A 13,225-nucleotide genomic window follows, 5' to 3' on the forward strand; every position below is an offset into this window, starting at 1 on the left:
TAGATATAATTACTTTACGGTGAATGTTTTATTTATAAAAATTTGTTCCCCTTCATCGGTAAATCCAGTAATTGAGATTTCGAATGTGCCAGTGACATCTGAAGTGTAAAATGTACCCAACGAATCTTCTTTGTTAATTTCAAAATTTGGTTTCCAAAGTAATTGATATCGAAAATCTGGAATCCGATCTGATTGCGTTTTTGTTTCGAAATTATATTTCTGTTTATAGTAATTTTTGTTATTTACAGGTGTAAATAGCTCTTTTTTTAATATTGACGTGCTATTAATTTGATAATCACCCTTTATTGTTTCTATGATAACAACACCAGTAAACACATTTCTACCAAATACATACCTTTCTCTTATAATACCAATACTTTTTACTTTGCGAGCGTCATAGTACATTAATGCATCATGATCTGACACAAAAACACCATCAATTAAAACCAAAGGTTTATTAACTTTATAATTATAATTATTGTTTTTAGCTTTTAAAATTCTTACTTGAAATACATATTTGTCATCTCTTTTTTCGGCCCATACATTTTCCGTAACTTCTACCAGGGTCTCTTTGATTGTTTGAAATCGAGTATACTCATCTAAATTATAAAGAACTAAGTTATTATAATTAAAAGGAAGTTCTATTTGGTTTGATAATATAGAATCTGGTTTTACATTAAAGTATCCATTCTCTATTTGGTTATGAATACTACGATCAATAATTTGTTTTTTATTTACACTATCAATAAAAAACGGTTTAAAACTTATATTAGAATAATCTGCAGTAGGTTTAGGGTCTAAAAAAATATTATAATTTTCTTTATGCTCACCTAGTATTTCAAATACAGCATCTTTGGTCTTATATTTTTCAATGATGTTAAAATAAAAATCACCATTAGCCGATACACTAGCTAATTTAATTATATAGTTACCTTCATTAGGTATTGACAGAGACACTTGTAAATTATCGACAGTTGTATTACCATTTTTAGGAATTATTTTACCACTAATTATTTCACCACGTAACTCAGGAAGTATTATTTGATCATTCTTAAATGTAGTATTTTTAATAGAAGACTTAACTAATTTAGGCGTGTTGTTTTGATTAGATTTAATTGGACTTACTTCTCGTGCTGACAGTGTGAAATTTCCTTTTATTCTTTGGTCGTTTTTTATTTTAAAATTCACCTTACTCCTTTTTGAGTATTGATTATTGTCTAATGAAATATCTAAATTCGTGTTATTAAATGTTTTTCTTTCTTCCTTAAGATAAAGATTTTTACTACCAGTTAATATAGCCTGTTGATCCGCTAAATAAGGATTGATTATACTTAGATCTTGACTAAAATATGAATTGGCATTAAGCATCCAATTTGTGTAACCGATGATTTTATAACTACCAGAAGGTATGTTTACGGGAATAAAATAATCACCTTGTGCTTTACCGTTTTCAATACGTAATTTATGTTTAAAAATAACTTCCTTACTATCGTTTATTAATTCAACATAACCAATTGTGCTGATATTGCTTGGTTGCAAGGAGTTTGCCTTTAAAGCGTAAAACGAATAATACATATACTCACCCGCAAAAAGTAAATGTGAATTTGCACGAACAAAAACGTTTTCTTCTGGTATTTGCTTCAGAATTTTTTCATCACCAGGTTGCAGATGTATTGATTGACTTATTACATTCTCTACGCAACTAGAAATAATAAGAAGCAAGTAAAATATTTTTCTCATTGTATAATTTTTATTCTTCCCAAAATTCAGGTTTAATATTTGTTCCTGATTCTGTGCAGTCACCACAAACTTTTGGAACAATTTGATAGGGTCCTTGTGGCTCGTCAAAATCACAATATTCAGGTGCGGGTGCCAATAAACAGGGGTTGTAGATGTAATAAAGCATGTCGCCACTAGCTAATAGTTCAACTAATTCATCTAATTCTGGTGTTATAGTTGGACAATCAACAGGTAGATCAATGGAAGTTTCATTAGGATAAAGATCAGTAAAGTTGAAAAATATTCTTTTAGATGAAGTTGATGACACATTAAAAAAGCCAATTACTTTTTGTTCAGCCTCATTTTGAGATGAAATATTACCATCAATAAATCCGGTCTGAATTTGAGAAAACAAACTTCCAGAGGTGGAGAATTCTTTCAATAATGAATAAAACTTATCTGCTGCTCTAGAAATACTATGTTGTTTTACAAGTATGCTATACCTATTTGCTATTTCATAATCGTACTTTGGAATAAATTTTATCAAGGTTTTTTGGATTGTATTCCCATTTAATTTAGTTTTCGAACCCGCCACAGCCTTATCGACAACATTTGTAGTATAGCAAATTTTATCTTGTTTGGTTTTTAGTACTAACTCAACCTCTGGAGGGTTTATAGAAACAACTTTGGCTTCAACTGGAGACCAAAGTGGAGCAATAATTTTATAGGTTTCCTCATAAGTATATACATAATACTTAGGATCATTGGAATTGATCATAGAAAATGCATTTATTTCAACACCTGAATTTTCTTGATTATTTTCAATTTTTAAACTTTCAACATTTACAATTTCATCGCCAATCACTAAACGTTCGGGTTTGGAGGTGTAAATGCTATTATCACTGGTTTCTACTGTTAGTGAATAATCGATATTTGGTTTTGCATTAAACATTACAGAAGAAACATAAGTTCCTTCAGAGACCTCATTAAATATGTATATGTTGCCATTGCTATCAGTTATGGATACTTCTGCGTTTTGTTCTGGCGTAGCCCCATCTTGCTCAAAGCGATAAGTTCTACTTAATTTAATGTGATGCTCTTTAAATTCATCAGTAATCCATGCATCTACAACTAAAATACTTTCAAATGATTCCGTGGTCGCATTAAACTCTTCAATACAGCCAGATGTTATAAGGGCAATAAAAAAAGCCCCTATGTATGCCGTTATCCTGTTAGTATTTATTTTACGGTATTTTTTCATTTTCACTTAGAATTTAATATTGTAAGAAATTGTAGGAATTGGAACTGAAAAAATAGAGCTTTTATATGCTTTTACATTTCCGTTTTCAGTAACAAAAAATACTGAATATGGGTTGTTTCTTCCTAAAACATTATAAACTGATATATTCCAATAACTATGTCCTAATTTTTTTAATTTATGGTTGCCTTCAATGTTAAAACTTAAGTCTAATCTATAATAATCAGGAATTCTAAATTTGTTTCGTTCACTATAAATAACATAAGTGTCACCCTGATAGTCAAAATTTCCAATAGGATAGGTCACTGGTCTTCCTGTTTGATATTCGAAATTTGCTGAAAAACTAAAACGTCTTGTAACTTTGAAATTGGAAACAATATTTAAGTTATGAGGTTTGTCATAATTTGATGGAAAATAATTTCCGTTGTTTATTTGCTCTTCTTTAAAAGGGCTATCAAGCTTAATTAGTGATTTGGAATAAGTGTAAGCAAACCAACCGCTAAGTTTACCTTTATTCTTTTTAACTAAAAATTCTATACCATATGCTTTACCTTTACCTTGAAGTATTTCAGTTTCTACATTTTCGTTAAGTAGCAATTGAGCTCCTGTTTTAAAGTCAGGTACATTTTCTGATTTCTTATAATACCCCTCTAAACTTAGTTCATAATCATTACCATTTATATTTTTAAATAAACCTAAAGAAAGCTGTTGAGATTTTTGTGGCTTGATGTGATAATCAGATAATTTCCAAGTATCTATTGGAGAAAGTGTGGTGTTATTAGACAGAGTGTGTAGGTATTGGTAGGCACTATTATAGCCCAATTTAATAGAGAAATCTTTGTTTAGTAAATACCTGCCAGACAATCTAGTTTCTAATCCACCATAGTTTTTTATCGTTTTGTTTTTGCCAAAATTTAGAGTGTCAGATACCGTTTCATTATTGCGGGGTTGGCCAGTTTCATACACTCTTGTTAATGAGCTTCCTAAAGCTTGAAACATTGAATAGCGTAGCCCAACATTAATTAAAAATTTATTGTTTATTTTATAACCATCTTCTAAAAAAACGGCAGATTCAAGACCGTATTCATTTTCTAAATTTAGTGGTATTACAGCTGAATTTTCACCCAATGGCTCTTTTTTACCAGGGTTTACTTCATATTTTTTTACAGATACTCCATAATTAAATTTATGTTTATCACTATGTAAGTAAACTAATCTTAATTTTGCTCCAATTTCGTCTATGCCATAATCATATCCAAAATTATCATTTGATTGTCCGTCATAATTTATATTAAATTTATATTGACTTTTAGATATAGATAAGCTGCTCGAATTTTTATCGTTAAATTTTTTATTCCAGAGTACGGAAAGTAATAAATTATTATATCCGTAAACAGAATCTGACGTGATGCTAAAATCATCATTACTATAATAGGCCGTAGCTCGTACTTCATTCGTACTATCAATTTTAGCATTAAATTTGCCAATTAGGTCGTAAAACGAGGCCTTGCTGTTTTTTAAGGATTTATTATCTAATGAGTTTAAAATCCAGTTGGAATACGTACTTCTACCACCTAATACTAACGAAGCTTTTTCTTTAATTATTGGTATTTCTAAAGCAATATTTCCTGTAACGGGTCCAATAGATGCTTCTCCTTTAAATTTATCTAAACTTCCATCTTTAGTTGTAATATCAAATACTGATGACAAACGACCACCAAATTGAGCAGGTACACTTCCTTTATAAATTTTAATATTTTTGGTGGTAAATGGGTTTAATGCTTGAAATATTCCAAAAAAATGTGCTGGGTTATATAAAACAGCATTATCTAAAAGTATTAGATTCTGATCTGTTTTTCCACCTCTAACATTAAATCCAGAAGAGCCTTCGCCAGCAGTTGTAATACCCGGTAAAGCTGTTGCCACCTTTAGCATATTCCTTTCTCCCATTACTAGAGGTATGTTTTTAGATTTTTCAGAATCTACCTCGTTTGTGCCTATTTCAGAATCTACTACATTACTGGTTTGTTTACTTGAAACGATTATTTCGTCAAGTTCTTCAATGTTTTCTGAAAGATTTATATTTAAAGTACCATCATTATAAATAATTACATTTTTTTGAGTTTTTCCTAGGCCAATAGAGCTTGTTTCTATAGTGTTGTAACCTCTGGGAATCGTGATTTGGTAATATCCATTTTTATCTGTTTCAACGCCTAAAACTGTGTTTTTAACGACTATTGATACATTAGACCATGGCATACCCGTTTTTGAATCACGAATGTAACCACTAAGTTTATATTTGGTACGTTTGTCTAATGGGTTTTCTTTTCCAATACTAACCGTTTCCGTCCGAGTTTTATTTGACGATACTATTTTGTTTTTGAAAACAGGGCGGGCAGATTCGGTTTCAATTCTATTGTTTTTATCGATAACTTTTTTGTTACCAAAAAAGTTATCGGGTAAGTCGCTATAGATAACTCTGTTTTGAGTTATAACAATTCCTTTGTTTTTTAAAATAAAATAATTAAAATTTGTGTCTTCAAAAATTTGATTTAATACTTTTGAAATAGTAACATTTTTGAAATTTATATTAATTTTTTCTTGAGAAAACCATTCTTTAACAAAATAAAACTGATAGTTGAACTTCTCTTCTAATTGATGCATAGCATCTGTTCTACTAATATCATTAAAATCTATTGAAATTAAGTCTTGATTTTGTTGGGCATTCAAAAAATTTAATGACACCATAAATAAGGTGATCGCAATTAATTTCCTCATTTGGTTATTGTTTTTTAGATAGTAAAGAATTTAATCTAGTTAAATAGTTTAGAATATCCGTAGCAGCAGTGGCATTGTGTATTGCATAATCTTTCATTTCTTTTTTGAATTCAGGAAAGAGTTTTATTAAATCTTTTTTCCGTTTTATGAGGTGTAAATTACCTTTAAAGTAGAGTAAGTTATAATTTGATTCATAGTATTCAAACATAACTTTTTTTTCAACAACTCTCTCAGATCTTGTTTTTTTATATTTTGTAAAGAAAATAAAATTAGATCCTGTAAATTTTTTTTCAGCAAATCCTTCATACTTCGAATCATTAAAATTTGATAAGCTAATAAATTTATGACCAGCTAAATTAAAACCATCTATGCGATGTTTTATAGGTTTAACTTTAACCATAGAGCCTCTACTACTTGTTAAATTTAATAATAATTCATCTTGGTATAAATCATATTTAATTTGTTGATTTGTATAGGTTTGCCCTTCGTAAGTAATTGAGCCATTTAAAAAGTCATAGCTTTTGAAATATCGTTGCGTGTTTTTAAATGATCTAGTACGCTCAAAATCTCCTTCACCATCATCCAAATAGCCATTATATAAGGCTGTGTTTTCTGGGCTAACTTTTTGGTCAAACCAAGAGAGATATTCATTAGAATTTTGTGAATTTCCGGTATTTAACCATAGGAATATACTTAACTGTAATATCAGACCTATTTTATTAAACATTATTTTCATAAGTTGTAAATATAAAAAAATATTCAATTTTACATCTATATTTTCATGATGTTTAACATCTCGAAAGATAAAGAGATTAAAAAAATATATAAAGCTTAAAGAAAATGCTCTTTATGTAATTAAATTGGTCTTAAGTTTTTAGAATTGAGAAAGATGTTTTTTATTATACTGTTTAATGGAAATTATCAAAATGGATTGAGAACTACTAAATAAAATCTAACTTTTTAAAAGACTTCTCAAATAATATCGCTTTAGCATCAACACCTAACCAATTATCTAAAACGGTCGCATAGATTTGTCTAAAATCAATCTCATAGATTAAATCTCCGTTAGCATCTAGTTTTAAAAGATTTGGAACACTATTGTAAATCCCTTTTTGTTTTAAATGCTCTCCAATAATAAAAACATTATTAGCAGTACCATGGTCGGTCCCATTTGCAGCATTTTGCTGAACACGTCTTCCAAATTCAGAAAACGTTAATATTAGTGTGTCTTTAAACGTTTCGTTTTTCTTTAAATCTTTGACAAAGCTTTCTATTCCTTCAGCATACACTTTTAATAACTGTTTTTGCTTGTTAGGCTGATTAGCATGTGTGTCAAATCCACCTAATGAAGTGTAAAATACTTTAGTGTCCAAACCACTATTAATAAACTCAGCCGTAGTTTTTAATTGTTTTGCAAACGGATTTTGCGGATATTCTTGTTTAGATTTGAAAGTTTTAGAAGTTTCGTAAATGTACTTTGCTGATGATTCAGCCGCGATTAATGTTTTGTATAAATAGCCTAAATTATGCTCACTTAAATGAGCGTCTTGTGGGTTGGCTAGTATTTTTTTGAAATAAGGTTCCCGTGCTGTATTAAACAGAAGAGCCGCATTTTTTGTAGCAATTCCGTTGTTAATTTCTCCTTTTAAGGCTAAAGATAAACTATCATCAACCTCAATCCCATTATATGGATGCTGACCATATTGATCTAAATATCTACCTAACCATCCTGAAGTTGCATATTTGTCTGAGTCAGTTGCTGTGTGCCAAATGTCAGTCGATCTGAAATGTGATCGATCTGGGTTAGGGTAGCCTACGTTATTAATAATGGAAACATAACCTTGGTCATACAACCGTTTTAGTGGTAATAAACTTTCATGAAAACCAAGGTCGTCCGTTAACGAAATGATTTTATTTTTTGGAATGGCAATGCCTTGTCTTTTTTTATAATATATATCATTCCTAAAAGGAATTACGGTGTTTAAACCATCGTTACCTCCAGAAAGCTGTATAATAACAAGTCTTTTAAAGCCTAATTGTTCTGTGGCAATTTTTTCAAATGCTTTTACAAAACTAGGTACTAAAAATAAGCTGCTCGCTAAACCTGTGTTTTTTAAAAAATCTCTACGTTTCATAAGCTAGGGTTTAACAAAGTTGATATTCGGGTAATGACATTAATTGTACACAAACTTCTTGCTTGTTGTCCATTGTAAGTTGATGAAGTAAATCTCTTGTTCCTGTATTTAAAGGGCTGACTAATAAAAAATCTTTCATTTCTGAAATACTTATTTTTTTAAAGTTTTTATCGAATGTATTCCAATCAACAGTGGTTTTAATTGCTTTTTTTCTTTTACTCACATTGGCGTAATACTTTTGATAAGAATCTTCAAATTCGCCTTTTTCCTCTAAGGCTATAATGGCATTATTTAATAAAACAGATGGTAGCTTTAATCGAATTAAAATGGTGTTACTATCTATCCAGGTTTTGCCACCTTTCCAACCCGCAACATTTGGAGGTCGTAACAATACTTGATTTAATAATTTTTGAATATAATAAGGGCTTTTAGAATCGTGAAATTCAAAAGGAACAACATTATACATACCAATCATTAATTCTACTGGTGATTTTATCAAACATCCTATATTGTTATCTTCATAAAACCAGTCCGAATTAAACACAAATTGCATTAGTTCTCCAATATCATATTTTGGATAGAACAATTCAGCCATCTGATTAACATGTTCACTATTTGGTGTGTCATTTACAAAATTTTGATAGATTTTCTTACAGATAAATGTTGCACAGTCTTTTTGTTTCAAGATAATATCTATAATAGCATCACCATTAAAATTTCCTGTTTCACCTAAAAAAGTTTTCGATTTAAAATCATGTTGTTTTTTATTAAAATGAAACGCACCTTTCAAATTGTGGTTGTATCCCGTAAAAGCACTTGCGGCTTCTTTTATATCTGTTTCAGTATAATTACCAGTGCCTAGCGTAAACAATTCTAATAACTCTCGGGCGAAATTCTCATTAGGTTTTAATTTTCTATTTTGTTTGGTGTTTAAGTAACGTATCATAGCTGTCTCTTTCGAAATGGCTTTTACAAAATCGTTTAAATTACCTAAAGCATGCTTACGTAATGTATTGTTAAACTGCTCTATGTAGATAGTGTTATTGTCTTGACAAACAAAGTGATTTGCCCAAAATAAGGTCATTTTTTCACGAAGTATTTCCTTAGAATTCGTAAGCCGCAAGAGCCAAGCCGAATTCAATTCGAACTGTTTTTGTCTATTTGCTTCAGCCAGTTTTTGTTTGGCCAATTTGTCTGTCTTATCCATATTTAAGAAAGTACTTATGAGCTCGGAAGTATCAACTGTTAGTGGTGTTGATTTTTTGGAATTTTCAAAAAACTCAGCGACAATTTTTTTTCTGTTTTTTTTAGAGTGTATCTCTAACGCTGCAGGGGTAATTCCAAATCCTGCACGCCAAAATAAATGTTGTATGTGTTTTGCTTTCATCGATGATTAGACTTAAAGAAATAGTTAAGGTTTAATCTTTAACTTACTAAAAATAAAAGATACACTTATTTTATTTGTAAATGGATATGGTCGTCATGTCTGACAGCTCTGCAACCTTGAAATCGTATTTTATCAACAAAAAATGACGCTTTTGAACAATATCAGGTATTCTGAACACAACTTTAGATTTCCTTTAGAATTGAAATGTAGGTTCGCTATAGTTTGATTTTAAAGGGATTACAAAGTTTTTTAAGTTGAGTACAGTTTTATGAGAAATGTTGCGTTAAGTTATTTCTGCTAAGAAAAGAATTCAAAGAATTATTTGTTCTAAAACCTCCCCGTGATTTGAGTTTTACTATTCAATGAATTAGAATACTTATGTCTTATTGAAAAAGAAATATTACTGATAATTATTTAAAAATAAATAATTAATTTGTAAAAAATAACTATGGCAAAAAATAAACAAATGCCAATGTCCGAAAAGGACATGAAAAACAGCAATTATTCTACATGGCTACCAGAGCCAACTACTTTAGAAAAATATAAGAATATAATTCCGGACGGTGCAGATAGAATTATGTCAATGTTTGAAAATGAACAAGAAAATAGACATAAAGTTGAAAATAAGTCGATTGATAATATGAATTCTCAAACTAAAAGAGGTCAATGGTTAGGCTTTATTATGGGGCTAATTACTTTAGGTTGTGGTACATATTTAACAATTATTGGTGAAAGAGCAGTTGGTGGAACTTTATTCAGTGTAACTGTGATAGGTTTAGTTGGCGTGTTTGTAATTGGTAAATTTTATTATCCAAATAAGTCAGCTTAATTATCAAAAAAGTTAGTATTAAGGAGGTGTGGGTTGAAATAAGTTAAGAAAATTGAAAATAAACCCCTCCGCCTAAAGGCACCTCCCCTTGAAAAAGGGGAGGAATTTTTAGAGTATTCTTTGCTGTTAAAACTCTATTGTTTCTCAACCAAACCCGCTCTTTTTAGTAGAGCTTTATTGCTCGGTGCAGCACCTCTAAAACGTTTGTATAAATCCATTGGTTTATCTGTACCTCCTTTAGATAATACATTTTCCAATAACAAAGTTGCCGTTTCTTTATTGAAAATTCCCGTTTCTTTAAAAAATTCAAAAGCATCAGCATCTAATACTTCTGCCCATTTATAAGAATAATAACCACTAGAATAACCACCTTGAAAAATATGTGAAAAAGCTGTGCTCATACAATTTTCAGCAACATCTGGATAGAGTTGTGTATCTGTAAAAGCTTGGTTTTCAAATTCTTTTACGTTTTTAATATTTGTCGGGTCTGCTCCATGCCATTGCATATCTAAAAGTCCAAAACTTAATTGACGCATCGTTTGCATTCCTTCTAAAAAGTTAGAAGAATCTTTAATTTTCTGAACCAAGTCCATGGGGATAGGCTCATTAGTTTCATAGTGTTTTGCAAATAAATCTAAGGCCTCTTTTTCGTAACACCAATTTTCTAACAATTGACTAGGTAATTCTACAAAATCCCAATAGACACTAGTTCCCGATAGGCTAGGGTAAACAGTATCTGCTAACATTCCATGTAACGCATGTCCAAATTCATGAAATAAGGTGGTTACTTCATTAAACGTTAAGAGCGAAGGTTTTGTATCAGTAGGTTTCGTAAAGTTACATACGATAGAAATATGTGGTCTCGAATTTTCGCTGTCTTTTTTCCATTGACTTTTGTACGAAGTCATCCATGCTCCATTACGTTTCCCTTTTCTAGGGAAAAAGTCGGCATAAAAAACAGCTATAAAGTCACCATTTGTATTGGTAACTTCATAGGTTTTTACGTCTTTATGGTATTTATCAATGGTGTCAACCTCTTTAAATTGTAACCCAAATAATTTATTAGCTACTGTAAATGCACCGTCTATAACATTTTCTAATTTAAAATACGGTTTTAAGGCTTCTTGATCTAAATCAAAGTTTTGCTTTTTTAGTTTTTCAGAATAGTAAGCACCATCCCATTTTTGTAACTGCTCAATACCGTCTTTTTTAGCAAAATCAGATAATTGTTTAAATTCTTTTTCAGCAGCAGGTTTCGCTTTTTCTAATAAATCATTTGAAAATGACAATACTTTTTCAGGCGTTTCTGCCATACGTTCTTCCAATACAAAATGAGCATGTGTTTTATAACCTAATAAGTTGGCTCTTTTATGGCGAAGATTTACAATGTCTAAGACAACTTTCTGATTGTCGAATTTATTATTTTTAAAAGCTCTTGCTCCAAAAGCGATAGCTAATTTTTTACGTAAGTTTCGATCATCCGCATAGGTCATAAAAGGCACATAGCTAGGGTAGTCTAAGGTAATTAGCCACCCTTCTAAATCTTTTTCTTTAGCGGCCATTTTTGCGGCTTCTTTTGCTCCGTCAGGTAATCCTTTTAATTGATTTTCATCGGTTAAATGCATTTCAAAAGCATTGGTTTCTGCCAATACATTTTCTCCAAATTGTAGTGAGCGTTTTGATAATTTCATATCAATTTCTCTTAATTTATTTTTGGACGTATCATCTAAGTTAGCTCCATTTCTGGCAAAGCTTTTATATTTTTTATCTAAAAGGGTTGCTTGTTCAACGGTTAAGTCTAAATTTTTTCTAGCATCATAAACCGATTTTATACGTTCAAATAGTTTTTCATTTAAGCGAATGTCATTTGAAAATTCTGATAATAATGGAGAAACCTCTTGGGCAATCTTTTGAATTTCGTCATTGGTCTCCGCAGAATTTAAATTAAAGAAAATAGAAGAAACTCTATCCAACGTATAACCTGAAAAATCTAACGGTTCTATAGTGTTTTTAAAAGAAGGTGCTTCAGAATTACTTGTAATTTCATCAATTTCAGCTTTTGCTTTTTGAATAGCTTCTTCAAAGGCAGGTTTAAAATGCTCGTTTTTTATTTTTGAAAATGGAGCGGTTGTATGTGGCGTATTGAAGTTTTGTAATAATGGGTTTTTCATAAAATAAAATTTAAAAAATCAATAAAAAAATTCCAAATTCCAATGGATTATACTTTATTGATTATGGTTGAGAGTATTTTTCTTAGTTCGTCTGCTTCTCTAATTAAATCTGATAATTGACTATTGAAAGGCTCGTTCAGGTCTCGTAAAAGCCTTAGCCATAAAATTGATTCTTTGGCTTCCTTCCTTGATATTTTAAGTCGAAATTTAAAGTCTTTATCACCTAATTTTTCATTAGCTTCAATATAATTTGCAGCTATTGATCCAGATGACCTTACTAATTGTTTGGAGTCTTCAAAATTTGCAGTAGTTTTAGGGAATTTATAAAGTAAAAGCCTACAATTCTTTGCAAAAAGATATGTTCTTTCCTCTAAATCATAAACTTTTTTTGCCATTGCTTTTTTTTGGAATTTGGTGCTTATTTTTTGGAATTTATTGATTCCGCGGATTTATTTACTTTTTCTTTAAGACATTCTTTATAATCAATAATTGTTTGCTGTACTTCTTTATCACTACTTCCCAGTATTTGAGCTGCTAATATTCCAGCATTTTTAGCTCCATTTAGAGCTACTGTAGCTACAGGAACGCCACCTGGCATTTGAAGTATTGATAGTATAGAATCCCAGCCGTCAATGGAATTGCTAGATTTCACGGGTACGCCAATTACAGGTAACGGACTCATTGAGGCTACCATGCCTGGTAAATGTGCGGCACCGCCTGCACCAGCAATGATCACTTGAATTCCACGCAAGTGAGCATTCTTAGCATAATCATATAATTTTTCAGGGGTTCTATGAGCCGAAACAATATCAATTTCAGTTTCAATATTAAAATCGTGTAGTATTGTAATTGCTTCTTGCATCACAGGCATATCAGAATTGCTACCCATAATTATACCTACTTTAGCCATAATTTGATTATATTTAATTTTATACTAAGAAAAATCGT

At 30.6% G+C, this 13,225-nt stretch carries 10 protein-coding genes; 1 reads left to right on the forward strand and 9 read right to left on the reverse strand.

Annotated elements, in window-relative coordinates; all coding sequences use genetic code 11:
* Positions 1-9: 9 nt before the first annotated feature.
* From JBL43_RS11810 to JBL43_RS11835, 6 genes are all read right to left on the reverse strand, one after another.
* A complete protein-coding gene (locus tag JBL43_RS11810; protein ID WP_198841639.1) occupies positions 10-1,740 on the reverse strand; it encodes a hypothetical protein in 1,731 nt (576 codons plus the stop codon).
* 10 nt (positions 1,741-1,750) lie between these two features.
* Positions 1,751-2,980: a DUF4249 domain-containing protein gene (locus tag JBL43_RS11815; RefSeq protein WP_198841640.1), complete on the reverse strand. Its 1,230-nt coding sequence runs from the start codon at positions 2,978-2,980 to the stop codon at positions 1,751-1,753.
* A gap of 6 nt (positions 2,981-2,986) precedes the next feature.
* A complete protein-coding gene (locus JBL43_RS11820) occupies positions 2,987-5,755 on the reverse strand; it encodes a TonB-dependent receptor (protein ID WP_198841641.1) in 2,769 nt (922 codons plus the stop codon).
* 4 nt (positions 5,756-5,759) lie between these two features.
* A complete protein-coding gene (locus JBL43_RS11825) occupies positions 5,760-6,491 on the reverse strand; it encodes a hypothetical protein (protein ID WP_198841642.1) in 732 nt (243 codons plus the stop codon).
* Positions 6,492-6,696: 205 nt separating this feature from the next.
* Positions 6,697-7,890: a DUF1501 domain-containing protein gene (locus JBL43_RS11830; RefSeq protein WP_198841643.1), complete on the reverse strand. Its 1,194-nt coding sequence runs from the start codon at positions 7,888-7,890 to the stop codon at positions 6,697-6,699.
* A gap of 10 nt (positions 7,891-7,900) precedes the next feature.
* Positions 7,901-9,277 carry a DUF1800 domain-containing protein gene (locus tag JBL43_RS11835; RefSeq protein ID WP_198841644.1) on the reverse strand — a complete coding sequence of 459 codons (1,377 nt, stop codon included), beginning with the start codon at positions 9,275-9,277 and terminating at the stop codon, positions 7,901-7,903.
* Positions 9,278-9,725: 448 nt separating this feature from the next.
* Here JBL43_RS11835 and JBL43_RS11840 point away from each other — a divergent pair, with 448 nt between their 5' ends.
* The gene (locus JBL43_RS11840; RefSeq protein ID WP_198841645.1) at positions 9,726-10,106 is read left to right on the forward strand and encodes a DUF2335 domain-containing protein; all 381 of its coding nucleotides are present in this window, start codon (positions 9,726-9,728) and stop codon (positions 10,104-10,106) included.
* 134 nt (positions 10,107-10,240) lie between these two features.
* On the opposite strand, the gene JBL43_RS11845 is transcribed toward JBL43_RS11840, so the two are convergent.
* From JBL43_RS11845 to purE, 3 genes are read right to left on the reverse strand one after another with little or no spacing between them, the layout of a single operon-like run.
* The gene (locus JBL43_RS11845) at positions 10,241-12,277 is read right to left on the reverse strand and encodes a M3 family metallopeptidase (protein ID WP_198841646.1); all 2,037 of its coding nucleotides are present in this window, start codon (positions 12,275-12,277) and stop codon (positions 10,241-10,243) included.
* Between the two features lie 47 nt (positions 12,278-12,324).
* Positions 12,325-12,672: a four helix bundle protein gene (locus tag JBL43_RS11850; RefSeq protein ID WP_198841647.1), complete on the reverse strand. Its 348-nt coding sequence runs from the start codon at positions 12,670-12,672 to the stop codon at positions 12,325-12,327.
* A gap of 23 nt (positions 12,673-12,695) precedes the next feature.
* Positions 12,696-13,187 carry a 5-(carboxyamino)imidazole ribonucleotide mutase gene (gene purE, locus JBL43_RS11855; RefSeq protein ID WP_198841648.1) on the reverse strand — a complete coding sequence of 164 codons (492 nt, stop codon included), beginning with the start codon at positions 13,185-13,187 and terminating at the stop codon, positions 12,696-12,698.
* Between the last annotated feature and the right edge of the window lie 38 nt (positions 13,188-13,225).

The organism is Aureibaculum flavum, from assembly GCF_016406085.1.
GTDB lineage: Bacteria > Bacteroidota > Bacteroidia > Flavobacteriales > Flavobacteriaceae > Aureibaculum > Aureibaculum flavum.

Coding starts and splice junctions, on each gene's coding strand:
- JBL43_RS11835 (WP_198841644.1), bottom strand. CDS start 9,277: ATGAAAGCAAAACACATACAACATTTATTTTGGCGTGCAGGATTTGGA.
- JBL43_RS11810 (WP_198841639.1), bottom strand. CDS start 1,740: ATGAGAAAAATATTTTACTTGCTTCTTATTATTTCTAGTTGCGTAGAG.
- JBL43_RS11830 (WP_198841643.1), bottom strand. CDS start 7,890: ATGAAACGTAGAGATTTTTTAAAAAACACAGGTTTAGCGAGCAGCTTA.
- JBL43_RS11840 (WP_198841645.1), top strand. CDS start 9,726: ATGGCAAAAAATAAACAAATGCCAATGTCCGAAAAGGACATGAAAAAC.
- JBL43_RS11845 (WP_198841646.1), bottom strand. CDS start 12,277: ATGAAAAACCCATTATTACAAAACTTCAATACGCCACATACAACCGCT.
- purE (WP_198841648.1), bottom strand. CDS start 13,187: ATGGCTAAAGTAGGTATAATTATGGGTAGCAATTCTGATATGCCTGTG.
- JBL43_RS11815 (WP_198841640.1), bottom strand. CDS start 2,980: ATGAAAAAATACCGTAAAATAAATACTAACAGGATAACGGCATACATA.
- JBL43_RS11825 (WP_198841642.1), bottom strand. CDS start 6,491: ATGAAAATAATGTTTAATAAAATAGGTCTGATATTACAGTTAAGTATA.
- JBL43_RS11850 (WP_198841647.1), bottom strand. CDS start 12,672: ATGGCAAAAAAAGTTTATGATTTAGAGGAAAGAACATATCTTTTTGCA.
- JBL43_RS11820 (WP_198841641.1), bottom strand. CDS start 5,755: ATGAGGAAATTAATTGCGATCACCTTATTTATGGTGTCATTAAATTTT.